24 protein-coding genes and 2 pseudogenes are annotated in these 24,217 nt (G+C 34.7%); 3 read left to right on the top strand and 23 right to left on the bottom strand.

Features of this window, described 5'->3' with window-relative positions; all coding sequences use genetic code 11:
• Nucleotides 1-347: 347 nt before the first annotated feature.
• From V7183_RS10695 to V7183_RS10675, 5 genes are all read right to left on the bottom strand, one after another.
• On the bottom strand, nucleotides 348-833 hold the full coding sequence (locus tag V7183_RS10695) for an SRPBCC family protein (protein ID WP_097897928.1): 486 nt from the start codon (nucleotides 831-833) through the stop codon (nucleotides 348-350).
• Nucleotides 834-987: 154 nt separating this feature from the next.
• Nucleotides 988-1,836 carry a GNAT family N-acetyltransferase gene (locus tag V7183_RS10690; protein WP_335359476.1) on the bottom strand — a complete coding sequence of 283 codons (849 nt, stop codon included), beginning with the start codon at nucleotides 1,834-1,836 and terminating at the stop codon, nucleotides 988-990.
• Between the two features lie 27 nt (nucleotides 1,837-1,863).
• Nucleotides 1,864-2,451: an SDR family oxidoreductase gene (locus tag V7183_RS10685; RefSeq protein WP_335359475.1), complete on the bottom strand. Its 588-nt coding sequence runs from the start codon at nucleotides 2,449-2,451 to the stop codon at nucleotides 1,864-1,866.
• A gap of 34 nt (nucleotides 2,452-2,485) precedes the next feature.
• Nucleotides 2,486-3,193, bottom strand: coding sequence for a 5'-methylthioadenosine/S-adenosylhomocysteine nucleosidase (gene mtnN / locus V7183_RS10680; RefSeq protein ID WP_335359474.1), 708 nt, complete (start codon nucleotides 3,191-3,193; stop codon nucleotides 2,486-2,488).
• A gap of 24 nt (nucleotides 3,194-3,217) precedes the next feature.
• Nucleotides 3,218-3,895 carry a DUF3885 domain-containing protein gene (locus tag V7183_RS10675; protein ID WP_335359473.1) on the bottom strand — a complete coding sequence of 226 codons (678 nt, stop codon included), beginning with the start codon at nucleotides 3,893-3,895 and terminating at the stop codon, nucleotides 3,218-3,220.
• Between the two features lie 365 nt (nucleotides 3,896-4,260).
• Between V7183_RS10675 and V7183_RS10670 the strand changes: the two genes are divergently transcribed.
• The 3 genes from V7183_RS10670 (at nucleotide 4,261) to V7183_RS10660 (ending at nucleotide 7,298) form a co-directional block, all read left to right on the top strand.
• Nucleotides 4,261-4,956 (top strand): response regulator transcription factor, encoded by a 696-nt coding sequence (locus tag V7183_RS10670; RefSeq protein ID WP_097897933.1) that lies wholly within the window; start codon nucleotides 4,261-4,263, stop codon nucleotides 4,954-4,956.
• Nucleotides 4,946-6,100 carry a sensor histidine kinase gene (locus V7183_RS10665; RefSeq protein ID WP_335359472.1) on the top strand — a complete coding sequence of 385 codons (1,155 nt, stop codon included), beginning with the start codon at nucleotides 4,946-4,948 and terminating at the stop codon, nucleotides 6,098-6,100. The genes V7183_RS10670 and V7183_RS10665 overlap by 11 nt, the downstream gene beginning before the upstream one ends.
• A gap of 184 nt (nucleotides 6,101-6,284) precedes the next feature.
• Nucleotides 6,285-7,298 (top strand): D-alanyl-D-alanine carboxypeptidase family protein, encoded by a 1,014-nt coding sequence (locus V7183_RS10660; RefSeq protein WP_335359471.1) that lies wholly within the window; start codon nucleotides 6,285-6,287, stop codon nucleotides 7,296-7,298.
• Nucleotides 7,299-7,358: 60 nt separating this feature from the next.
• Here the strand turns inward: V7183_RS10660 and V7183_RS10655 are convergent, their stop codons facing one another.
• The 18 genes and pseudogenes from V7183_RS10655 to V7183_RS10570 all read right to left on the bottom strand — a co-directional run bounded on the left by V7183_RS10655 (nucleotide 7,359) and on the right by V7183_RS10570 (nucleotide 23,976).
• Nucleotides 7,359-8,126 carry a glycosyltransferase gene (locus tag V7183_RS10655; RefSeq protein WP_438825167.1) on the bottom strand — a complete coding sequence of 256 codons (768 nt, stop codon included), beginning with the start codon at nucleotides 8,124-8,126 and terminating at the stop codon, nucleotides 7,359-7,361.
• A 74-nt stretch (nucleotides 8,127-8,200) separates the two neighbouring features.
• Nucleotides 8,201-8,665 (bottom strand): DinB family protein, encoded by a 465-nt coding sequence (locus tag V7183_RS10650; protein WP_335359470.1) that lies wholly within the window; start codon nucleotides 8,663-8,665, stop codon nucleotides 8,201-8,203.
• Between the two features lie 17 nt (nucleotides 8,666-8,682).
• On the bottom strand, nucleotides 8,683-9,423 hold the full coding sequence (locus V7183_RS10645; protein ID WP_438825166.1) for an alpha/beta fold hydrolase: 741 nt from the start codon (nucleotides 9,421-9,423) through the stop codon (nucleotides 8,683-8,685).
• 153 nt (nucleotides 9,424-9,576) lie between these two features.
• Nucleotides 9,577-10,125 (bottom strand): hypothetical protein, encoded by a 549-nt coding sequence (locus V7183_RS10640; RefSeq protein WP_335359469.1) that lies wholly within the window; start codon nucleotides 10,123-10,125, stop codon nucleotides 9,577-9,579.
• 128 nt (nucleotides 10,126-10,253) lie between these two features.
• The gene (locus V7183_RS10635; RefSeq protein WP_335359468.1) at nucleotides 10,254-10,784 is read right to left on the bottom strand and encodes a GNAT family N-acetyltransferase; all 531 of its coding nucleotides are present in this window, start codon (nucleotides 10,782-10,784) and stop codon (nucleotides 10,254-10,256) included.
• A 15-nt stretch (nucleotides 10,785-10,799) separates the two neighbouring features.
• Nucleotides 10,800-10,919, bottom strand: a pseudogene (locus tag V7183_RS10630) (flavin reductase family protein); the annotation flags it as partial.
• A gap of 80 nt (nucleotides 10,920-10,999) precedes the next feature.
• Entirely contained in the window at nucleotides 11,000-12,940 is a 1,941-nt protein-coding gene (locus tag V7183_RS10625) for an AMP-binding protein (protein WP_335359467.1), read from the bottom strand.
• Nucleotides 12,941-12,988: 48 nt separating this feature from the next.
• The gene (locus tag V7183_RS10620; protein WP_335359466.1) at nucleotides 12,989-14,530 is read right to left on the bottom strand and encodes an acyl-CoA carboxylase subunit beta; all 1,542 of its coding nucleotides are present in this window, start codon (nucleotides 14,528-14,530) and stop codon (nucleotides 12,989-12,991) included.
• A gap of 2 nt (nucleotides 14,531-14,532) precedes the next feature.
• Complete coding sequence (locus V7183_RS10615) at nucleotides 14,533-15,321, bottom strand: enoyl-CoA hydratase (RefSeq protein ID WP_097897941.1); 789 nt, start codon at nucleotides 15,319-15,321, stop codon at nucleotides 14,533-14,535.
• A gap of 4 nt (nucleotides 15,322-15,325) precedes the next feature.
• Nucleotides 15,326-16,237, bottom strand: coding sequence for a hydroxymethylglutaryl-CoA lyase (locus V7183_RS10610; protein ID WP_097897942.1), 912 nt, complete (start codon nucleotides 16,235-16,237; stop codon nucleotides 15,326-15,328).
• A 22-nt stretch (nucleotides 16,238-16,259) separates the two neighbouring features.
• Entirely contained in the window at nucleotides 16,260-16,475 is a 216-nt protein-coding gene (locus V7183_RS10605; protein ID WP_002056745.1) for an acetyl-CoA carboxylase biotin carboxyl carrier protein subunit, read from the bottom strand.
• A 26-nt stretch (nucleotides 16,476-16,501) separates the two neighbouring features.
• Nucleotides 16,502-17,839 carry an acetyl-CoA carboxylase biotin carboxylase subunit gene (locus tag V7183_RS10600; protein WP_335359465.1) on the bottom strand — a complete coding sequence of 446 codons (1,338 nt, stop codon included), beginning with the start codon at nucleotides 17,837-17,839 and terminating at the stop codon, nucleotides 16,502-16,504.
• 14 nt (nucleotides 17,840-17,853) lie between these two features.
• Nucleotides 17,854-18,999, bottom strand: a complete 1,146-nt coding sequence (locus tag V7183_RS10595) for an acyl-CoA dehydrogenase (protein WP_097897944.1) — start codon at nucleotides 18,997-18,999, stop codon at nucleotides 17,854-17,856.
• Between the two features lie 215 nt (nucleotides 19,000-19,214).
• The gene (locus tag V7183_RS10590) at nucleotides 19,215-20,174 is read right to left on the bottom strand and encodes a YbgA family protein (RefSeq protein WP_335359464.1); all 960 of its coding nucleotides are present in this window, start codon (nucleotides 20,172-20,174) and stop codon (nucleotides 19,215-19,217) included.
• A 4-nt stretch (nucleotides 20,175-20,178) separates the two neighbouring features.
• A complete protein-coding gene (locus V7183_RS10585; RefSeq protein ID WP_335359463.1) occupies nucleotides 20,179-20,832 on the bottom strand; it encodes a TetR/AcrR family transcriptional regulator in 654 nt (217 codons plus the stop codon).
• A 25-nt stretch (nucleotides 20,833-20,857) separates the two neighbouring features.
• Nucleotides 20,858-21,877, bottom strand: coding sequence for an ABC transporter permease (locus tag V7183_RS10580; protein ID WP_335359462.1), 1,020 nt, complete (start codon nucleotides 21,875-21,877; stop codon nucleotides 20,858-20,860).
• Nucleotides 21,877-22,482, bottom strand: a pseudogene (locus tag V7183_RS10575) (ABC transporter ATP-binding protein); the annotation flags it as partial. The pseudogene V7183_RS10575 and the gene V7183_RS10580, both read right to left, overlap by 1 nt.
• Before the next feature lie 27 nt (nucleotides 22,483-22,509).
• Nucleotides 22,510-23,976, bottom strand: a complete 1,467-nt coding sequence (locus V7183_RS10570; RefSeq protein WP_335359461.1) for a recombinase family protein — start codon at nucleotides 23,974-23,976, stop codon at nucleotides 22,510-22,512.
• Nucleotides 23,977-24,217 lie beyond the last annotated feature (241 nt).

Below are 24,217 nucleotides of genomic sequence, written 5' to 3'. Positions count from 1 at the left end.
AAAGAGCAAACGAATAAAATGTACCCTATAGAATAGACACTTAAAAAAAGTCTGTTCTATAGGGTGTTTTTTGTATATTACTGTTAACTCTTATTTAACTCTCGCATATACTTCTTGGAATGTTTTATATTCTTCTTCAGTTGCTGACACCAGAGTTCCTTCTATAACCGTTTCCCTTTCCCATCATGTTCAATAAATGTTAATGTATTTTGCAAGAGACCATATTGGGTTGAAAGGCCACAGTAAAAGGAAGTAAAAAGGATAAGCACTGTCAAAACTTTTTTATTTCACGATAAAAACATTTTTATCATATAATAATTACATAATAATAAGGTTAATTCATATCATTATTTCTGAATTTTATTAACTACTAGCTTATATCTTTCATACCATTTTTCCCACTCATCTTTTGGAAACTCCATATCATGGCCATCTAATACAGAAGAAAAGATTTCTAAACATATATGCCATCCTGATAAGTCTTTTGGTGTGTGATCATTTATTTCATGAATAAACTCCCTTAATACGAATAGACAGCCCTCTGGATTTTTATGTATTTCAAATCGAACTCGATCTTCTCCCCATGTAAATTCTAATACCGAATTGATTTGACATTCTAAAATATCGATATCAATAAATTTACCTGAACCATCCATCATATCAAATTTTATCATACCTCCTTTTCGCAAATCCTCTACGTGAAGGTTTGGCATCCATCTTGTTAACTTTTCATTCTCTGTTAATACATCCCAAACTTGTTCTACTGAATAATGTAACGTACGATTAAATTGAGCTACATATTCATTATCTATTTTCTCTATTAGAGCTAACATTATCATACCTCCATTTGAATTCAGTTACATAATTTATTACAGTCACTAAGTTATTTTCAGTTCACTATCACATCAAAAAGCAAATAAAAAATATAAATCCTTCAGTTTCTTTTACAGTATGAAGCTGAAAGATTTTCCTATTTTCAGCTTAACATTACAATGCAAAATACATTTCATACTGAGTCAACGAACTTTTTTCAAACCCACATTTTTTTACAAAGCCTTCAAGCAAACCGTTATTAGGGAATCCAATAGAAAGACTAGCAAGCTGTAATTCTTTGCTTACTATTTGTAATAAACTTGTGGCCATCCCAATTCCTCTACACTCTTTATCTACAAATAAAAAGCTAATTTTCCCAGTTTTATTCACACAGATGCATCCCTTTAAGTCATTATTAATATAAGCACCATAATACACATTTTCTGTTTTCTTCATATAATCGAGATCATTTTGCCAATTTATATGAAAGTTTAACCATTTTTGTACCCCTATTTGAAACTCATGAAACTTAATTTGCTTTATTTCTATATTTTCCATACTCTTACTTCTTAGTTTTGAAAAATCCTTTAGATTATAGTAAGAAAGGTCATATATTTTTTCATATCCTAACTTATTATAAAATTGAATTGCTCTATCATTACCAACAATAACTTCTAGAAACAATTGTTGGCATCCATTTTTTATCGCTTCTGCTTTATGAAGCTCAAATAACTTATTGCTAACACCAGTCCCGCGAAAGTCAGGGTGAACCGCTAATGTTCCACATCTCATTGTTTTTATACTTTCATAGTCTTTAATGCCACCAAGTATAACACCAACTGGTTTATTTTCATCTAGTGCTACATGAGAGTGTTCTAATTTATTCCCTTCTGGACCGAAAAATCTTTCTATAAAGTCCTCTTTTGAAACTTCCATCTTTATAATATAATCAGAGAAACCATCTCGAAAAGCTTCGTACACTAAATCTATATTTACTTCGCTACATTTTTTATATTGAATCATAGTAAAACTCCCACCCACCTTTTCCTATTAATTTGAAATAAACGGAGCAATATCGCCATTTTGAATCTTAATTCCTGGTAAATCTACGAGACTTTCTTTTACTTTACTGCTGCCTTCTCCCTCTACAACAAAAGGCAATCGTACTATAGTCCAATTCACATTACTATTTTGTATCAAGTGTAATTCCTTAAACTTATCTTTCATCATATCCGAAAGAAATAAACGAAATAACATTGCACCTATTCTATTTAGTAAACTCTTTTGATCTCCTTGTACATCCAATGAACCCCCAGAAACGAGAATATATCGTTTTATTTTGTATTCTTCCATTATTTCTAAAATATGATTCGTAACCGTGCTAAATATATATGCCTCTTTTTTAGGTTGACCTACCGCATTAATAACACCATTGCAACCTTGTAATAATTGACGTATTGCAGAAACATCTCGAGCATCTCCTTTTATAACATCCAAATGCTCATGGGATTGTTTAAATTTTTCTGGATTTCGTGTAAGAACACGAACAAAGTACCCTTCTTGTAGTGCTTGATTTACAAGATATTTACCAGCCTTTCCGTTTGCGCCGATCATTGCTATTTTATTTATTATTTGCATTGTTAAAGTTAGGCTCCTTCTAAAAAATAATGATTTAGTGACGAGCTATCGTCACTTCATATACACGTAAAAACGCAATTAAATATTCACACGCTCTCTCACATGCTAACATTTTAAATACTTTTTGTTCCTCCGCTGTTTTGTCATTCGCTTGATCTGATGCTGCTTTTAAACATAAGAACGGTTTCTTATTTACATGACATACATATGCAAAAGCAGCTATTTCTTGATCAACAGCTAATGCACCATATACAGTATGGAGTAAATATCTCATCTCTGTACTACGAATCCGCTGATCTCCTGATATAAAGGTGCCAAAATGTACAGGATCATAAGAACGTATTTTTTTCATTTGTCTCACAAGATATTTTGTTGTTTCAATAGGAGCTGCTCTGCCGGTATATAAATCGAAACTATCTGTTCCTGTTCCCGCAGCTGTCACATCATGTTGTAATGTTTTAAGTGCTACAACAATATGACCGTTTTTTACTTTCTCAGATAAACTTCCGCAGATTCCAGTCATAAATAATTGTCCTGGCTGAAATTCACTTATTAGTAACTGTACACAGCTAGCACAGTTTACTTTTCCAACGCCTGTAATTACAGATATCACTTCTAATTCATTTATAGAATGAAAATGAAATTCCCAAGCTGCTCGCTTTTCTACACGATGACTTGGATAATAATGATGCAAGTATGTAAGTTCTGGCTCCCATGCAGATACAATTGCAATACGTTTCATTACACTTTTCACTTCCCCCTATTTTCATTTGAATAAATCATCAATACTTTCTCGCTCATAACATGGAATCCAATTTTTATATTTTTTATATAAATACCTTATTATTTCTTTATTCTTCGCAATGACCTCACATCCTCTATCATCATAAATAAACATGATAATATCTTTGGTTGCATTGACAAAAAACACATCTGGATAAGAAATCTCTTGTTTGCTTCCTAAACGTGGATGAAGCGAGGGGATACTTTCATTATTTACAGCTTTAAGAAGTGAAGCATATCGAATATCTTCTTTTTGACACTGTAAAGAAAATTGATATGTACAATAACCCCCCGCCTCTTCTTCCTCTTCAAACATATATGGTAAAGTTTCTTGTTTGACATGAAACTTCAACTCTTTTTTCTTAATGTAACGATTATATACTTTTATTTTCTTTTGAACCTTTGATTTATCTTTATTCATTCTATATACATTGGTTACTAGAAACATTGTATCTTTTATAGAAAATATGTCATGAAACAGTTCTTTATTATATTGATAAACTTGAGAAAAATAATTCATATTTAGCTCATCTGAGTTATTTTGTAATTGATATTTTCCTATTCCAAAATCAAAATGCAAATGATTTTCCCATTGAAAATAAATACTCGGTTTTAGAATGACTCCTGGAAATGAACCATTCATATACTCTTTTAGTTCCATTTTTACATCCTTTCTAATGTTTTTTGGCTATTTTCCTTGCTTTGTTTACAAATGCGGACTCAATATTACACAAGTGAATAAGCAATCGTACTTTAATAAAAATTTTTCATATAACTTTCCAACTCTCTGGCTGGCTCGAATAGATATAGTTTTTTATGTAACATGTTACTCTCTTTGCAATAAAACTTTTATTCAAGATATCACGAATAAAAGATAATTCTTCCATTTCTTATTCGTGATATATTTTTAAAATTCCTTTTTAATACGTTACATGAAATTTTATATAGAATCTTAAGCCCTAACACCTAAATGTTTGTTATTATATTAATGTCGATGAAACGAAAAGAAAGGAATTTAAATATCCAATGGAAAAAAATATTTTAATTATTGATGATGATAAAGAAATTGTCGAACTACTTGCCGTTTATTTACGAAATGAAGGCTACAATATTTATAAAGCTTATGATGGTGATGAAGCTTTACATATGCTATCTATGCATCAAATTGATCTTATGATTTTAGATATTATGATGCCAAAGCGTAACGGATTGGAGGTTTGTCAGAAAGTTAGAGAAGAAAACACAGTACCTATTCTTATGCTAAGCGCAAAAGCAGAGGATATGGATAAAATATTAGGTCTTATGACAGGTGCAGATGATTATATGATTAAACCATTCAATCCACTAGAATTAATCGCTAGAGTGAAAGCATTATTACGTAGATCTTCATTCCAGTATACTGCATCACAAATAAAAGAGGACGGTATTATTCGGATTCGCTCTGTCGAAATACATAAACATAATCATACTGTTAAAGTAAATGGATCCTATATTAAACTTACATCTATTGAATTTGATATCTTATATTTACTTGCCAGCAATACTGGTAGAGTATTTAGCTCAGAAGAAATATTTGAAAGAGTTTGGAACGAAGATGGTTACGGTTCTAATAAAACTGTAATGGTTCACATTAGTAACTTAAGGGATAAACTTGAAACTGGCATAAATGCTGAAAAACTGATTCATACTGTTTGGGGAGTAGGTTATAAAATTGAGAAATGAGGCATTTGAAATATTAAAAGTCATTCCAAAATGGAAAATTATTTTTTGGCTTTTATTAGCACTTTTACTTACACCTATTACTGAAGTTGTTATGTATCGTCTTGTTACAAGCGTAATCGATAGTTCCCTTACATTAACAGAATTAAGTAAAGAAATCGTCAGAATTATTGGCTATGAAAAATATAGGGGATTAAAAGAATCTCTTTGGGCCATGATGATATCTTATCTATATTGGTTCTCTATTTTCTCGTTCTATGTTTATATTTTTTATCGACACGAAAAGAAATTATACTATGAAGCTTGTATTAAAAAAATGATTGAGGAAATTCGTTACATCGCAAATGGAAATTTTAATCATAAGGTTTCCATTTTGCAACATAATTATTTAAAAGAATTAGCAACTGGTGTGAATCAAATTGTTGAACAATTAAAAGTTTCCATTGAAGAAGAGCGTCAAACCGAGCAAGCTAAAAGTGAACTGATAACAAATGTATCACATGATTTGCGAACCCCGCTAACATCAATTGTTGGCTATGTAAATCTTATCCATGATGATAATTATAGAGATGAAGTTGAACTACGTCATTACATTCAAGTTATTTATGATAAAGTGAACCGTTTAAATATGTTGATGAACGACTTGTTTGAATATACGCGTGTTCAAAATAAGGAGCTAAGTCTAAATTATGTACCTATTGATATGATTGAATTACTGGGACAATTAACCGTCCAATTTCGTATACAGCTCCAAGAAGCAAATATTGAGTGTAGGCCTTCTTTCCCATCTCAAAAGCTAATGGTACTCGCTGATGGTGATAAATTAGTACGTGTATTTGAGAATTTAATTATAAACGCGATCACTTACGGAAGCGATGGGAACAATATTGATATTACTGCATATGAAGTCAATAATATGATTACAATTGAGATTACCAATTATGGACAGCCTATTCCAAGCACTGATCTCCCTCATATTTTTGAGCGTTTCTATCGCGTTGAAAAATCTCGCTCTACATATACTGGAGGATCTGGACTTGGGTTAGCAATTTCCAAAAGTATCGTGGAACTTCACAATGGAACTATTGAAGTATATAGCGATGAAGAAAAAACAACTTTCACGGTAAAATTACTTCCCTATAAATAGTAAAACGATTTATATTTTCTCCAAGGTTCGATTTCTTAACTTAAGGAATCGAACCTTTTTCCATAACTATCCAATATTTAATAATTCCTTAATATTCTTTAGAAATTCTTTACCTTTTCTTTCTCCCTTATTAATTATTAATTTTTACAATAGTGATATTGATGTAATAATAGGAGGATCGCTTATGCAATTCTTAAAAAAAGTAATGATTCTATTCTTATCTTTTCTTATCACTGCAGTTATTGTGTTATATTTTTATGTTTATGTAAATGGACCTACTGTTAAAGCTAAATCAGCTATTTTAATAGATGCCTCTACAGGTAAAGTTGTTTATAAAAAAAATGAAGATACTCCCTTTCCCACAGCTAACTTATCCAAATTGATGACGGAATATATTGTGTTAGAACAGATACATAATGGTATGATCAGATGGGAAGATCACGTGAAGATAAACAATCAAACCTTCCAGGTTGAAGGAAATAACATTGATATAGCAAATAGAGAACAGGTAACCATTCGCGACCTATTTCACGCGATTGTTTTAACAGGAGACAATAGAGCTGCACTAGCTTTAGCAGAACATATATCAAAAAACGAACAGGGCTTTAAAGAGCTAATGAATGAAAAAGCCAAACAATTAGGATTATCTAGAAAAACCTATTTTGCAAATGTAACTGGGATGACAAATACACAAGATCAAAACTCCCAAATTACTGCTTTAGACGCCTCGAAATTAGCTCGCCACTTAATTAATGATTACCCAGTTATATTAGAAATTAGTAGATTGACCTCTTATCAATTCACCTTCAAAGAGACTCATATTTTTAATACAAATAAAATGTTATATTCGCTTGATAAAAACGTAAAACTTAAAGGTGCTGATGGTTTACAAACTAGTTTCTCGAATACTACTGGCTATAGTTTCGTTGGAACCGCGAAGCAAGGAAATAAAAGGCTTATTTCAGTTGTATTAGAGACAAATGGAGAAAACGCCTCATTTATAGAGTCAAAAAAATTATTCAATTATGGTTTTGACCCTACTCATTTTCCATCTCTTCAATCTCTCAAAGATTATGTTACATCATGGGTATCATCACTTTCGTTTAAGAACCTTTTCGTACAAACAATAACGATTTTCTTGATTATTGTCATCTCAATGATAGTGTATATACGAAAAAAAGATTCAGAGGATTTTTAACTAAAAGGCCTCTTTTACATAAAAAAACCGGCTTGTATGTTCTAAATAAGTCGGTTTTCCTTATTTCTCTTTTTTCTTTTCATAATATAATTCATCTGCATATTTTTTATTGGTTCCCTTTAAATATGCCAAAATAATTTGAGGTCTCTTTACTAACGTCCAATCACCATGCTCATCAAATTTCCTACAAGATGTTGTCATATAAGCTTTCTTAATGGTAGTAAAGCCTTTTCCATGGACCTTACCGTATTTTTTTAAACGCATTGCAAATTCCGCATCTTCAGCCATTAATAAATCCTCATTAAAACCACCAATTGCTTCAAAATCTTTTCGATAACACCAAAACATTCCAACAGAAACAAATCCATATTTAAAAATGAGAGGAATAATTAACAATAATCCTGAAACGATAATTCCTAATGAAATACGTTCAAATTTCCCTTTTACTCCCCCTCCTATATATTTTCCAGTTTTTAAATACTCATCTATTTCTCTTAACATATTCTCACTCATCCAGCTATCAGCATCTATTGTAACAATGATTTCTCCTCGAGCTATTTTCGCTCCAGCATTTCTAATTTTAGATAGGTTCTTATTCTCATCTTGTAAAGTTATACAATGATAAGATTGTGCAATTTCTTCTGTGCGATCACTACAACGATTTAATACAAGAATTACCTCCACTTGATTTTTATAATATTTGGATGCAGCAACAATAGAATCAAGACATCGGCCGATATATTTCTCTTCGTTATGAGCTGGGATAATAATCGAAAATTTAATATCTTGTTTATTCTGCATTTCAACAAAACTATTGTTTTCGTTCACCTTGCACCCTCCCTTATAAGACTGAAATTAAATAGACAAGTGCTAATAACGAATGACGGATATATCTGTCTAATCTATCCCAACAAACCTCTTCCAATTAAATTAGCTGAGATTGGCTGAATGTCCAATTCTCTAGACCATATAGATAATTGACCAATATGATGTATTTCATGCGCAATCACATGCCGCACAACCTCACCATATGTATACGTCTTATTTGTCCATGAAGCTGTTACTATTTTATTCTCTAAATCACTCGACCATGCTTGTAAAAAGAGTTCCAGTTTTTCTCGATAGGAGTCCGAAAGTTTTTTCACTTTCTGAAGTGACTGATACTCTTGAAATTGTGGTTCAACATCCTCCTTTCCTTGAAGAACACGAATCCAGCTATACTCCACATCTACAATATGAAATAGCGTTTGCAAAATCCCCCCAACTCCTCCAATTCGTTTACAAAGTAATTCTTCTTTTGAAAGCTTCTTACACCATTCAAACCACTCCTCTCTTACTTGCCAATTGTATCGAAATAAGGTCTCCAATTGACTCTCTCCTCTCTTTATTGTATATAATCTATAACCCATTTAACAGCATCTATCACATATTTTGGCTCATCTCGTTGAATATAATGGCCACTATTAGGAGCAATCATAAACTTATGACATGTTGATAACTTTAATATGTCTTTTTGCAATTGTAACCACTTCACTTGAGCTTCCTTAGAATAAAAAGCTTTTTTACCTGCCGCAACTACAACAAGTGGAATATTCCCCATTGATTTACAACATCGTTTCGCCTCACCCAAACTATACATAAATTCTTCGTATGTACTTTCATATATAAATTGCTTGTAATATGCTTTTTGAAATTCAAAAGGCATGATGGGTAGAAAGTCTTCTTTATAATTTTCTGGTGTGGAATCTATCAATATGATTCCTAAAGTTTCTTCTGGATAAAAAGAAGAAAACAAACGAGCATTTATACCTCCATAGGAGTGTCCTACCAATATATAAGGAGGTTTTAACTGTAACCCATCCAATAACGCTCTCAGTTCCTTAGCTATCTCAGAACTAATTCGCCTATTAGAACTTTCTTCACTTTTCCCTAATCCAGCTCGATCATATAAAACCACTGTCCCATATTCTGCAATTTCCTTTGAAATTTCATCCCAGGCTTTTGAATAATCACCATAGCCGGCATCCATAATAATTACTGGTTTAGCCTTCTCCCCTTGTAATATCTTAGTATATAATTTAAAGCCATCTATCTGTACGTGTCTTTCTTGTTCTTTACTTATCATCTTCCGCTCTCCTACCAATGTATTACAGTTTCTTTAATTATAACATTCGGACAGAAAATTCTTTCATTTTATGATGTGATTTTTAACAAGGAGGGCTACACAATCATTTGTCACACCCCCTTACAAATATTTACTGCATTAAAGTGAAATTTATTATAATTCTCTTTTTCTTATTTCTCCTAATATTTTACTAACAATCAAACTTATAGGGTAGGAACCATCAACAACAATATCTGAATTTGGTTTTACCTTGTTAACCATTTCTAAATAAGCCTTTCTTCCATCTGATACATAATGTTTTAAATCGTTATGTACTTCGTCTATTGGATTTTCTGTAAAACCTCTTAATATCCTTCTAGCCATTGCGATATCTAGAGGAGTATCAATATATATAGCTAAATCAATAAATTTTCGCATCTCACTATTTAAATACGCAAAAGGATAATCAAGCAAAATATAATTAAGCTCAGTATTATTTAGGAGAGACTGAACGTCAGTAATAAGAGGCGTCAATGTCCATTTGTTGTAGTCCGCTCCTTCATCAACCCATTTACAAATATCTGATGGACATTCATCAAAATCATAGTTATCAAAATATAAAGCTTTAGAATGATGTAGTTTACGATTTAGTCCCTCTGTAATTGTAGTTTTCCCTCCTCCAGAAACAGCTGCGATAGAGATTATTTTTGGTTTTTGATTCATAATATACCCCCAAGAAGAATTATATAAGTTATAATATTACTGTATTTCATTTGTAAGATTCCTATATAACAGATAATTTTCATCTAATTATATAAATATACTTAACTTAATTTTATTCTAAAACGATTCTACTGTATACTACACCACTTATTGCATGAAATACTCATTTCCCATAAGTTCCAATACTCATCCCCTATTTTACGTGCATCTCTCAGAAACTCTTCTTTTACAAATCCAACCTTTTCATAGCATGTAATAGCAGCTATATTGAAATCAAATACCCCGAGAGAAACTCTATTTAATTCTAATTCTTCAAATGCAATATTAAGAACTGTATTTATCATCTTTTCTCCAATAGATTTTCCTCTCATATCTTTATCGCCAACTAAAACTTTCCCGATTCTTGCAGACTTATTTATTCGATCAATTTTCCTAAGTGAAATATGCCCGATAACCGTTCCAGTATCTTGTTTTATCACTTTATATATAAATGCATCTGCATTCTCATGATTGGCATTCTCTATATACTTCTCTAGTTGCTTTTCCTGTAATGGGTATGTAAATACCGGTCCTCCCCACTGTAATAAAAACTTTTCCGAATCAATCCAATCTATAAGTTGTTTAAAGTCTCCTCTTTCAAAATAATCAAGTTGAATCATTCTCTTTTACTCCTTTTAAGCTCGATAATTCTTCCCTAACTCTTCTCCAATTAAAAAATAATGTCTAAAATTATAAAATAAAGGCTTCCATTTTTGTGGATCAATATGATTTCCATCTTTTATTATTTCTTCATGCCAAGCGATTCTCCCATACTCCAGTTGTCATAAGAACAATAAAAGACGAGCTCTTTTTATAAAAGGGCTCATCTTTTATTTCATATTTGACTAGATTGTAACCCTTGAATATGCGGGACAACCTCTGGATTTACAAGTGAAGATAAATCTCCTAACTCTTTTCCTAAGTATGCTGCTTTAATCACACGTCTCATTACTTTAGAATTGCGTGTTTTCGGTAAATCTTCTACAACATGTATATCTTTTGGACATAACGCTTTTCCAATATGAGAGTTTACTAAACTCATTAATTCTTTTTTTAGCTCCATTGTGAATGTTACTCCTTCTCGTAAGACAACAAAGCAATGACAAACTTCACCTTTCACTTCATCTGGCACCCCAATTGCCGCTGCTTCTATTACATGATTATGCTTTACAAGAATTGATTCATATTCAGCTGGTCCAATACGTTTTCCTGCAATATTTAATGTATCATCGGAGCGTCCAGTAATGATATATTGTTCCCCGTCATAAATAACCCAATCACCATGTACCCATTTATTTTCAAAACGTGACCAATATGTATTAACATAACGTTCGTCATCTTCCCAGAAACTTTTCGTCATTCCAACCCAAGGCTTCTCTAGACATAATTCTCCAACTTCATCACGAATTGGATTACCTTGTTCATCTAACACAACAGCTGCCATTCCAGGTAAAGATGCATTGAAACTAATCGGTGCGATTGGTTTCACTAAGACATTCCCAAAAATCCCGCCAGAAATTTCCGTTCCTCCCGAATAGTTACAAATTGGTACTTTTCCTTTTCCAACTTTTTCAAAGAGCCACATCCAAGGATCTGGATTCCATGGTTCACCCGTTGACGCAAATACTTCTAGACTCTCTAGAGAATGTTTCTTTACATGCTCATCACCTTTTGCCATCAATGCTCGAATTAATGTTGGTGAAATGCCAAGATGAGTAATTTGGTATCGGTCAACCGTTTCCCACAATCGACCTGCCTCCGGATAATCTGGGACACCTTCATACATTACCATTGTCGCTCCATTAATAAGAGAACCGAATAATAGAAATGGTCCCATCATCCAGCCCATGTCAGTAACCCATAATACACGATCACCTTGCTTAATATTCATACCAAATCCTGCATCAAATGCCGATTTCAGAGGAAATCCAGCATGTGTATGTACTGTTCCTTTTGGTTTACCAGTTGTCCCTGATGTATATATAAGCATAAGTGGATCATCACTCTTCATTTCTTCAGCATGTGTAAATGGTTTTTCTTTTTCAAGAATACTCCATGAAACGTCATAGTTATGAGGTGTAAAATCATTTCCCGCATGGCGAACAATAACAACTTTCTCAACAGATGGGCATTCTTCACACGCCTTATCTACCTCATCTTTTAAAGAAACAATTTTACCACGACGTGAGAATCCATCAGCTGTAATAATCATTTTTGAGCCTGCTGCTTGTACACGGGTCATGACTGCATCAGCTGCAAAACCCGAAAAAATTGGGGAAATAATCGCACCGATTTTCATTACTGCCAGCATGGCAACAACTGTTTCAGGTATCATCGGCATATAAATCGTTACGCGATCACCTTTCTCAATTCCTGAATGCTTGAGTCCATTTGCAACTCGGCTTACCCAATTATCAAGTTCTTCATATGTAAACGATTTTGTTGTACCATTCTCTCCTTCATACATAAGAGCTGGTTGTGTTCTTGTTTCTTCCTCTGCTAACCAGCGAGATAAAGCAGATTCTACTACATTGCATGTTCCCCCTGTATACCACTGTGCAAATGGTGTACCATTTTCTAAATCTAGTACTTCTGTATATGGCTCCATCCATTGATAGCCAACTGCACGCTCTGCTTCTCCCCAAAACCATGCAGTTTCTTCAATTGATTTATTATAAAACGCTTCATAATCCTCATAACCAAGTGATTTCATCCACCCATATAAACGTGTTTTATCTTTATATTCTTCTGTCGGAAACCAAACAGCTTGTTTCAATGTTTTTCCCTCCTTATTTTTCGAACAAGAAAGCCCTAAATAGGGCTTTTACACTGGATAAACTGGATGTTTTCGATCTGTAAATACTTGATATTTACTCATGTACATTTCAAAGCGTTTCTTTAACTCTTCACGTAAATCATTCGGGTGAACAATACCGTCAATCACCATTTCTGATGCTAGACGATAAATATCAATATCTTTTTTATACTCTTCACGTTTTTCGGCAATAAAACTTGCACGCTCTTCTTCTGGTAATGCTGCAATTTTATTTGCATATACGGCATTGACAGCAGCTTCAGGTCCCATTACAGCAATAGAAGCCGTCGGCAATGCTAAACAGCAATCTGGTTCGAAGGCAGGTCCTGCCATTGCATACAAGCCAGCGCCATATGCTTTACGCACAACAATTGAAATTTTTGGTACTGTTGCCTCACTCATTGCAGAAATCATTTTCGCACCATGACGAATAATACCAGCTCGCTCAACTTTTGTTCCAATCATAAATCCAGGCACATCAGCAAGGAATAATAATGGAATATGATACGCATCACATAAATTAATAAACTTCGCTGCTTTGTCAGCAGAATCATGGAATAGTACGCCGCCTTTCATACGAGGCTGATTAGCGATAATCCCAACAGGTTTTCCATTGATTCGCCCTAATCCTGTAATAAGCTCTTGAGCAAATAGTTTTTTCACTTCAAAGAAGGAGCCTTCATCGATAATGCGATTAATAAGATCTTTCATATTAAAAGGAGCATTTTGATTTTCTGGGATGATTTGTTCTAATGTTTTTTCGAACTGCTTTGGTTCTTGAGGTCTCATCGTAGGAGCATTTTCTAAGTAGTTGCTTGGAAAGTAAGAAATATATTGTCTCGCTTGAGCAATTGCATCTTCTTCTGTTTTGCATAAAACATCTCCGCACCCTGATACAGAGCAATGCATACGGGCACCGCCCATTTCTTCAAGTGTTACTTTTTCACCAATAACCATCTCAGCCATACGCGGAGAACCTAAATACATAGATGCATTGCCTTCAACCATCATAACGACATCACAGAAAGCAGGAATATAAGCGCCACCAGCTGCAGAAGGCCCAAATAATAAACAAATTTGCGGCACCTTACCTGATAGCTTCACTTGGTTATAGAAAATTCGCCCTGCACCGCGGCGTCCTGGGAACATTTCAACTTGATCAGTTATGCGCGCACCAGCAGAGTCAACAAGATAGAAAAGTGGCACACGTAACTTTTCAGCTGTTTCTTGGATTCGTAATATTTTTTCAACAGTACGTGATCCCCAAGATCCTGCTTTCACCGTTGAATCATTGGCCATAACACATACAGTACGGCCATGCACTTTACCCGTCGCAGTTACAACACCATCTGCTGGTAATCCTGTTTGCTCACAATTCGCAAATAATGCGTCTTCTACATATTCACCGTTATCAAACAAAAGAGCTAGGCGATCTCGAACAAAGATTTTTCCTTTTGCTTTATTTTGCTCATGATATTTCGGTGCGCCACCTTGTTTAATTGTTTCAACACGTTCTTGAAATGAATTGGATTGTTGTTTTTGTTCTAGCACATTTACTCCCCCTTATACATCGGTTTACGTTTTTCCTTAAATGCTTGTAATCCTTCCAATCGATCTCTCGTATGGATGACACCTTCGTACGCTTGTTTTTCCATTTGTAATCCGGTATGTAAATCTACTTGTATACCATTTGAGATTGCTTGTTTTGCTAATCGAACAGCAATTGGACCATTGCTAGCAATACGCTCTGCAATTTCAATTGCTTTTTCCTCTAATAGATGAGCTGGTACCACAAACTCTACCATTCCATATTCCTTCGCTTCATGTGCTGAAACACGTCGTGCTGTATAAATTAATTCTTTTGCTCTGCCAACACCAATTAATCTTGGCAAACGCTGCGTACCACCAGCTCCTGGGATAATAGCTAGAGATGTTTCGGTAAGTCCAAGGCTTGCTGTTTCTGCTGCAATCCTAAAATCACATGCTAAACTTAATTCCGTTCCACCACCAAGTGCAATTCCATTTATTGCAGCAATAACCGGTTGTGATAAATGTTCTACCATATCCATTGTAGAACGAATCATCCCAACTGCATGACGTACTTCTTCTTCATTCATATTGGCGCGTTCTTTTAAATCAGCCCCGGCACAAAATGCTTTTTCACCAGCTCCTGTTAAAATAACAACGCGAACATCTGATGCTTCATTTAAATGACTTAATGTAGACTGTAATTCTTCTAATAATGCAAGAGATAACGAATTTGCTCGTCCTTCACGACTTAATGTTATTTTTACGATGTGTGGTGTTACGTAATCGACTGAAATATTTTGTAGTTGTAGCATCTTATCACCTACTTATTGTTTTATGTTGCATTGCTCGGTATACATGACTTGGTAATGGTATATTTAATTTACTTTGAATAAACTGACTAGCTTGTAATAATTTTTCTTCATTTATATTTGTTTGTACGCCCAATTTATGGAGCATATGTACTAAATCATCCGTTGCAACATTACCTGATGCCCCCGGCGCATAAGGACAACCACCAAGACCACCACAAGAACTATCAAATGTTGTAATGCCGTATTCCAGTGACTGAACAACATTTGCAAGCGCCATACCGTACGTATTATGAAAATGCATTGCAAATTGTGAAGAGTCATATTTTTTCAGTAAACGCTCTAATACACTTTCTACTTGTAAGGGGTTTGCTACACCAATCGTATCCCCAAGTGAGACTTCATATATGCCGTATGAAAAAAGTTGATTACATAACTCATCTACAGCATCAATACTCACGTCCCCTTCATATGGACAACCAAATACAGTAGAAACGTACCCTCTTACTCTTTTACCTGCGAACTCTGCTTGCTTTGTAATATCTTGTATGACAGATAACGCTTCTTTAATAGACTTATTGATATTGCTTTTATTATGTGATTCACTCGCTGATAGAAAAACATTCACCTCATCTACATTTTGCAAAAGAGCTCGTTCCAAACCATTTTGATTTGGAACAAGCGCAGCATATGTAACATCTGATTCCCTTTTTAGCTCTGTAAATACATCGTTTGCATCAGCCAAAGCAGGAACCCATTTTGGGTGAACGAAAGAGGAAACTTCAATATATGATAATCCAGCTTCTGAAAGTAATTGAATCCATTTCACTTTATCTTTTGTGCCAACAATTTTCTTTTCATTTTGTAAACCATCACGTGGTCCCACTTCTTTAATGACAGCAAAAGTAGGTAGTTTCAATACATTTCACCCCTTTTTCTCCCTATTCAATTTCTACCAATACATCTCCTTCATTAACAAAGTCGCCTTCTTGTACATTTATTTTCATTACCGTTCCAGCTTCTTCAGAAACGATTGGAATTTCCATTTTCATAGATTCTAAAATGACGACATCCTGTTCTTCTTCTACTGTATCTCCTACTCCTACAACAATCTTCCAAACATTACCTGCCATCGATGCATATACTTTTGTCATCATTTTTCCCCCTTTAATATTTATAAGTCTTATTTTTTTACAAGTTGTTTTGTTACAAATCCTGTTGTATAAACTCCACTTTGGAACACTTCATCTTCCAACGCCTGCAATAGCATGGATGTATTTGTTTTGATACCCTCTACTTTTAGATTTTGAAGAGCATCCTGTAATTTTCCAATAGCTTCTTTACGCGTTTCACCGTGTGCAATCACTTTTGCAATCATTGGATCATAAAAAGGTGTAATTGTTACATTATTCTCTAAAAAGTGATCAATACGTACATCAGTTGGTAAAGTAAGTTCTGTAATTTTCCCTGGAGATGGGAAAAATGTTTTTGGATCTTCCGCATAAATACGCGCTTCAATAGCATGGCCACTACGATTTACATCATCCTGCGTAAAGGACAACTTTTCACCATATGCAATGCGTAGCTGTTGTTCAACGAGATCTAGGCCAGTAATTTCTTCCGTAACGGGATGCTCCACTTGTAGCCTTGTATTCATTTCTAAGAAATAAAAGTTTTTCTGGTCATCTACAAGAAACTCAACTGTACCTGCATTTGTATAACCAAGAGCTTTTGCTGCTTGTACAGCAACCTCCCCCATCGCTTTACGTGTTTCCTCATCTAAAAATGGAGACGGTGCTTCTTCAATCACTTTTTGATTCCGGCGCTGTACAGAACATTCACGTTCCCATAAATACACTGTATTACCATGTGTATCTGCAAGAAGTTGAATTTCGATATGATGTGCATCTGCAATATATCGCTCTAAATACATTTCGCCATTACCAAAGAAGTTTTGTGCACGCGTTTTATTGCTCTCAAATGCTTTGGTGAGCGTTTGCTCAGTTTCCATCAACTGCATTCCAATGCCTCCGCCACCAGCGGATGCCTTTAGCATTAATGGATAACCAATTTGTTTTGCAATTTCAATTGCTTCCTCAGCAGTCTCAATATTTGTTGTGATTCCTGGGACAACTGGTACATTTGCTTCTTGCATTGCTAGGCGAGATTCGATTTTGCTTCCCATTTTCGCAATAATCTCTTCAGAAGGGCCGATAAATACAATCCCTTCTTCTTTACAGCGAATAGCCAAGGAAGGATTTTCTGATAATAACCCATACCCCGGGTGAATCGCTTCAGCATCTGTTTTCTTAGCAATTTCTATAATCTTTTCAAGATTCAAATAACTCTCTTGAACACGCGGGCCACCTACTAGATAAGCTTCATTTGCTAGTTTTACATGAAGAGCATTTTCATCTGCTTGTGAATAAATGGCAACTGTACGAATTCCAAGTTTTTTACAAGTTTTCATAATACGGACTGCGATTTCCCCGCGATTCGCAATTAATATTTTTTGAAACATAGTGAGCCCTCCTTTTATCTACACCCTAAATGTCTTGCAATTACGAGACGTTGAATTTCAGAAGTTCCTTCACCAATTTCTAAAAGTTTCGCATCACGAATATGACGTTCTACTTCATATTCACGCATATAACCGTATCCACCATGAATTTGTACTGCCTGATTAGATATGCGACTTGCTGCTTCAGATGCAAATAATTTTGCCATAGCCGCTTCTTTGCCGAAAGGTTTATCATGATCTTTTAACCAAGCTGCTTTATGTACTAAATTACGTGCCAATTCTACTTCAGTAGCCATGTCTGCCAGTTTAAATTGAATCGCTTGGAAATTAGAAATTGTTTTTCCAAATTGCTGGCGTTCTTTCGCATATTGAAGTGCACGTTCAAAAGCAGATTGTGCAATTCCAACAGCTAATGCAGCAATTGAAATACGCCCTCCATCAAGTGTATATAAGAATTGTTTAAATCCCTTATTTACATCGCCAAGAATATTCTCCCTCGGTACACGTACACCATCAAGTACAATCTCACAAGTATTAGAAGCGCGAACTCCCATCTTATCGTATGGACTGGAAATCGTTAATCCTTCACTTGTCGTTGGTACAATAAATGCAGAAATACGTTTTTTTCCTCTTTCATCAACACCGTTGATAGCGGTTACGATAATTGTATTTGCATACTCTGCATTTGTAATCCAGCACTTCTCACCATTAATCACATATTCATCGCCATCTAAAATTGCTTTCGTTTGTGTGCCTCCTGCATCTGATCCTGCATTCGGTTCTGTTAAACCAAAAGCACCTAGTGTTTTTCCAGATGCCATTGGAACTAAATATTTTTGCTTTTGTTCTTCTGTACCGAAGTAATAAATAGGAGAAGCACCTAATGAGATTGTTGCAGCATAACTTAAACCTGTACCACCACAAGCACGGCCAATTTCTTCAACAGCTAACGCGTACGATAGTGTATCGCCACCAGAACCTCCATACTCTTCTGGGAATGGGATTCCTAACAAACCTAGTTCGCCCATTTTTTGAAACGTTTCATATGGAAATTCCGCTGTTTTATCATAATACACAGCCTTTGGTGCGATTTCCTTTTCAGCAAAGTCACGTACCATTTCTTTAATCATTTGTTTTTCGCGAGTTAGAGTAAATTCCATTCCATTACACACCCCTTATCGAATATTGAGTTTCGACAGCGTGCGAGTCTGTACTACAAACATTGCTTTTAAAAGACATGGATATTAGTTAGATAATTGTTATAATTCTGTCATAATTTAATTTTAAAACAGAATCTGTCCTCATGCACAAAAAAATTCCTACATTGTTCTACAACAACATAGGAATTTCTGTGTCGAATTATGCTATTTTTTCTTTAATAGTCTCGCCCTTTACCTGAATCTGAAATTTCTACTAATGCTTCAGGATACGGTTCAAAATATGTTTGTCTTAACAAATAGTGTTCTTCAAAACGAAGAACCCATGACTTTAAAACTACAAGTAAACTACTAAGAGGTATTTTCTTTTCTGCATATTTTTTTAGGAGTGTTAAAAAATACTCCTTTTCTTGCTTGTTCAACTTATCTTTAAAGTATCCAAAAATATGCTGACATACGTTTATATTTGATGTGTAGCGAGGTGTTCGTTTCAATAATTCATATAAGGTTTTCTCATAATTCTCAAAGATATTATCCTTTGTATGATTCGCAATAATTCGGCCTAATTCTTTTTGTTTCACCTGGTTATATGCCATAAATAAATATTTGTAATCTGACTGAAATGACACTAATTCTTTCAGATTTTTATTTTGTTTTATTGTTTTAAAATGAGCAATTGTAAACAACCTCGTAAAGAAATGTTCACGAATAATAAAATTCGACAATCTACCTTCTTCCTCTATTGCAGCATGCGAAAAATTTTTTAATACCGCACCGCCAAACAGACCAGTACCTTTCCCTTTTGCTGGTGATTTTTCATATCCTGTATAAAATTTCACATCCCTCGTTCCACAACTCGGCGAACGGCTCTTTAAAATAAAACCATCAACATCCGGCAGAGCACTTAAAAATTGATCAGAAAACCGTTGCATTCTCTCTGTTACATCTTTTTTTGTTGAAGGTTGTACAAGTTTGTGAATTCCGCTTTCTTCGACAATCCGAATCGTCTCACGAGGGATTCCTAATCCGATTTCTACTTCAGGACATACCGGAATAAATGTAACAAACGGCTGTAAATTTCGAATTGTAACATCAGAAATCATATCCCCGTTATAACGGCAAGCATCAAATTCTAGACATTTACTTACAACGACTGTTGGTTTAGCAAATTGTCGCATTTTATTACCTCCGTGGCGTTAATCCATACAATATAAATTGAATTGTATTTTCAATTTCCACTTCATCATCCCATTTTTCTTCAGGTAATAATAAAAATCGAGTTAAAATTGAACCCATTATAGCTGATAAAGTAAAGCGTATAACTGAAGGGGTTGGCATTTCAATAATTTGTCCTTGTTCCTGAAAATGTATAATTAATTTTGTAAAGCGGGAAAAAAGTTCTTTTTCTACTAATTGTTGTATTTCATTTTTTAATTCTGGTTGAAACGGTACTTCTTGTATTAAAATTTTTAACATTGGAAAATGCTTTTTTGCGAATTCAAACCGATTTCGAATTGCACTTCTTAAAAAATCTTCATACGTTTCATACGTATTTTCCAGTATTTCTTTTGCGAAAGCCTGTACGAAAAATGGAGCGACAAACTTTGTTAAAGTTGGCCTGACAACCGCTAATAGTAAATCTTTTTTCGTCTTGTAGTAGCGGAAGATCGTTCCTTCCGCTACACCAGCACGCTTTGCGATTTCGCTCGTTGAAGTGGATGCATATCCTTTTTCTCCAAACATATCAACCGCTGCTTCTAAAATACGCATCTGACGTTCATTGCGTTTATCTGTATCTGCACTAGCAATCAACTCTTCCAGCCAATCTTTCTTCATTCGTAAAGCCCCTTTTTTATAAACATTATATTTTGCGATGTTTCTTCAAAGCAAATACATTCCCTACTGCAAATAATACTGCGAAAAATAGTAATACACCAAGATCACCAGCAATTTCAGAAAACCCCTGGTTACGAATCATCACTTGTCGCATCGCATCAGCGCCATATGTGAGCGGAAATAACTTTCCTAACATTTGTAGCCACTTATTCATTGATTCAATTGGAAATAAACCTGAAAAGAAAATTTGTGGCACGATGACAAGCGGAATAAACTGAATCATTTGGAATTCATTATTTGCATATGCTGACAAGAATGTTCCTAGTGTTAATGCGGTTAACGAAAGCATGCATGTAATAAGTAAGGTAAGCCATAGAGATCCTGCGACATACAAATCAAGAATATACACAGAAAAACTTACAATGATAACTGATTGTAAAAATGCAAAAATACCAAATCCAAGTAAATAACCAACAACTATTTCCCATCGGCGTACTGGAGTGGATAATAATCGTTCTAATGTCCCGCTTAAACGTTCCCGCACAAAGGATACGCCTGATAAAATAAAGACAAAGAAAAATGTGAAAAATCCAATTAGCACAGGCCCGAGTCCATCAAACATCGTAAAGTCGGCAGAGCCATGTAAAAAATTAATTTCTGGTTTCATTCCAGGCAGATCATTTTTTCCTGCCCCTTTTTGTAATACTTGAAGTACAGCATGATTTTTTGAAGAATCGCTACCTTCTAGTAATACGTTTAGTTTTCCGTTTTCTAAAGTTATAATCGCATCAATTTGTTGCTTTTCTAATTTCGTATACGCATTGTCTTTACTATATTCATAAATGGTTGCATCCTGTTTTTTCATTGACTCCACTACAGGTGCTGGGACATCTACTACTGCAATATGCGGCGTATAATCCTTTTGGGTAAACACAAGTGATAATAGCCAAAGAAGTAACATGGGCGCTCCAAACATCATCGCAAGTGAGCGTTTATCTCGAAGGAACTGACGAATAATCCGAATTGTTACACCACCAATTCTCATTACTCAACCACTCCTTCCAATAAAAAGACATCTTCAATCCGTCCTGATGAAGTCTGATTTTTTAATTCTTCTGGGGTACCACTTGCAATTAACTTACCATCTCGAATTAACCCGAGGCGCTCACAAAATTCAGCTTCATCCATAATATGTGTTGTCACAATAATCGTTGTTCCTTGTTTTTTCAGCTCATAGAACTTCTCCCAAATGGATTTACGAAGAACTGGGTCAATCCCAACCGTTGGTTCATCTAAAATTAATAGCTTTGGTTCATGGAGAAGTGCCATGGCAAGGGATAAACGTTTCTTCATTCCACCTGAAAAATGTTGCACTTGCTTTTTGGCATGTTGAGATAATTGTACCAATGCAAAAACCTCTTCTATTCTCTCTTTCTTGCGCTTCCCTTTTAACCCATACATTGTCGCAATAAAATCGGCATTTTCATAAGCTGATAATTCTTCATAGAGGGCATCAGCTTGCGCCATATACCCAATACGCTTCATCTCATCTAGATTAGGCATTTTTGTTCCTAGAGCTGTTACCTCACCAGTCGTTGACTCACTAATGCCAGCAATCATCTTGATAAGTGTTGTTTTCCCAGAGCCTGATGTGATATGTCAATATAACCTACAAAATTATTCTTCGAATCTGTAATAAATATCAACATCCCCATTCTGTGTTACATTTATCCGGCTAATTAATTTTTGAAATGAAGGGTACAAATCTTTAGCTTGTTCTAACATGTCAAATGCTTCTTTAACTTCTTTTTTCTCTCTCAACTGTTCTTCTTCATCACTTAATTTCAGTAATTTCAACTCTTTCTCTTTAATATCATTTTCTAATTTCATGTCCCTACGTGTGAATGTATCCTTATCGATACGTTCACCTTCTAAATATAAATCTAGTAAACGTTCCCTTTTAAGCTCAAGTTGTCTAATATCTCTTTTTACTTTTTTTAATTTTTCTTGATATCTTGTTTCGTGATTAATATCAAAATTCTTATCGAGATCTAACTGTTTTTGTTTAAGTCTACGTAATACAAGTTCACGCAACTCACTATATGTTAGCCCCTTATGTCTAACACATTCACGGGTACCTGTATTTTTATAACGGGTACACATCATGTATACATAATTAGTTATGGAACCATCTTTGGTTGTTCTTTTCGCTGCGGTATGGGTCTTCATTACTGCTCCACAATGTGCACAAAATGCTATACCTCTTAATTCGTTTCTTAGCGAAACACGCCTTTTCTTGCTGTTATCCCTGTTTGGATCATTTAGCTTGTCCCAACGTTCACGGTTAATTATAGCTGGATGATGGTTTTCAAAAATAACCCACTTTTCTTTCGGATTACATATTTGCTTCTTTCGTCCATCAACTTTTATTTTTGTGTACTTGTTCATTACATGATCCCCTTTATAAACGGGATTACGGATAATGTTTTTTACAGACGCAAATGACCAAGTACCACCATCCCTGGGGCCATATCCTTTTTCATTCAAGAAATTCGCAACTTTTATATACCCTAATCCTTTTTCATACAGTTCATAAATTTTCCGGACAACGGCGCTCTCTTCTTCATTAAGGACATACTTTTTATCAACAACATTATATCCGTAAGGTACACGCCCTCCAGCATATTCACCTCGTCGAACTTTTGCCGCTAGTGCTGCTGATATAGAAACAGATAGTGTTTTCGGTAATTGAGACGCAAACATCGCATACATTTCAAATTTCATATCATTCTTACCCTCATAGTAACTGTCATAACCTTCTTCTATTGTTACTAGACGCACCCCGTGCCCTACTAAAATCTCCTTAATCTCAAGGGCATCTTTCAAATCCCTAGCTAACCGGTGTATGGATTTAAAAATAACAGTATCAATCTCTCTTTTTTTAGCTTTAGCTAGAATTAGTTGCATAGCATGTCTTTCTAGCCACGCCGTTCCTGATACTCCATCATCAAAGTAAACAGTATTTTCATCCCACTCAAAACCATTCTTTTCTACCCAATACCGACAAATATCAATCTGGTTTTCTACAGAGGAGACTTGTTCGTCTCGATCCGTAGATACCCTTACATATACAGCGTATTTCACTATTTACACATCCTTTTTGGTTTTTCAGCTACACTTTGATCTACAAGAATGACTAAATTATAAAGCTAACCTTACAAACTGGCAATCAATTACCAGCGCAAAAAAGACGACTTCTCCCAGCCGTCTAAACGAAAAATATATAAAAAGAAAAAATTCCAGAGGGGGTAAACATTACACAACAAATCGAAAAAGAAATGAAAAAAGAAAAAGAACCCCCTCTATAAAAAATATACCCTATATA

This window comes from Bacillus sp. JJ1127 (assembly GCF_036965845.1).
Taxonomy (GTDB): Bacteria; Bacillota; Bacilli; order Bacillales; family Bacillaceae_G; genus Bacillus_A.
This window is presented reverse-complemented; position numbering and strand designations above follow the sequence as displayed.

What these genes read in the sequence shown, in the direction of transcription:
- V7183_RS10695 (WP_097897928.1), bottom strand. Translation starts at nt 833, where the DNA reads ATGTTAGCTCTAATAGAGAAAATAGATAATGAATATGTAGCTCAATTT.
- V7183_RS10645 (WP_438825166.1), bottom strand. Translation starts at nt 9,423, where the DNA reads ATGATAAGTAAAGAACAAGAAAGACACGTACAGATAGATGGCTTTAAA.
- V7183_RS10690 (WP_335359476.1), bottom strand. Translation starts at nt 1,836, where the DNA reads ATGATTCAATATAAAAAATGTAGCGAAGTAAATATAGATTTAGTGTAC.
- V7183_RS10600 (WP_335359465.1), bottom strand. Translation starts at nt 17,839, where the DNA reads ATGTTTCAAAAAATATTAATTGCGAATCGCGGGGAAATCGCAGTCCGT.
- V7183_RS10675 (WP_335359473.1), bottom strand. Translation starts at nt 3,895, where the DNA reads ATGGAACTAAAAGAGTATATGAATGGTTCATTTCCAGGAGTCATTCTA.
- V7183_RS10605 (WP_002056745.1), bottom strand. Translation starts at nt 16,475, where the DNA reads ATGATGACAAAAGTATATGCATCGATGGCAGGTAATGTTTGGAAGATT.
- V7183_RS10590 (WP_335359464.1), bottom strand. Translation starts at nt 20,174, where the DNA reads ATGCGACAATTTGCTAAACCAACAGTCGTTGTAAGTAAATGTCTAGAA.
- V7183_RS10660 (WP_335359471.1), top strand. Translation starts at nt 6,285, where the DNA reads ATGCAATTCTTAAAAAAAGTAATGATTCTATTCTTATCTTTTCTTATC.
- V7183_RS10670 (WP_097897933.1), top strand. Translation starts at nt 4,261, where the DNA reads ATGGAAAAAAATATTTTAATTATTGATGATGATAAAGAAATTGTCGAA.
- V7183_RS10580 (WP_335359462.1), bottom strand. Translation starts at nt 21,877, where the DNA reads ATGAGAATTGGTGGTGTAACAATTCGGATTATTCGTCAGTTCCTTCGA.
- V7183_RS10685 (WP_335359475.1), bottom strand. Translation starts at nt 2,451, where the DNA reads ATGCAAATAATAAATAAAATAGCAATGATCGGCGCAAACGGAAAGGCT.
- V7183_RS10640 (WP_335359469.1), bottom strand. Translation starts at nt 10,125, where the DNA reads ATGAATCAAAAACCAAAAATAATCTCTATCGCAGCTGTTTCTGGAGGA.
- V7183_RS10595 (WP_097897944.1), bottom strand. Translation starts at nt 18,999, where the DNA reads ATGGAATTTACTCTAACTCGCGAAAAACAAATGATTAAAGAAATGGTA.
- V7183_RS10635 (WP_335359468.1), bottom strand. Translation starts at nt 10,784, where the DNA reads ATGATTCAACTTGATTATTTTGAAAGAGGAGACTTTAAACAACTTATA.
- V7183_RS10615 (WP_097897941.1), bottom strand. Translation starts at nt 15,321, where the DNA reads ATGCTACAACTACAAAATATTTCAGTCGATTACGTAACACCACACATC.
- mtnN (WP_335359474.1), bottom strand. Translation starts at nt 3,193, where the DNA reads ATGAAACGTATTGCAATTGTATCTGCATGGGAGCCAGAACTTACATAC.
- V7183_RS10585 (WP_335359463.1), bottom strand. Translation starts at nt 20,832, where the DNA reads ATGAAGAAAGATTGGCTGGAAGAGTTGATTGCTAGTGCAGATACAGAT.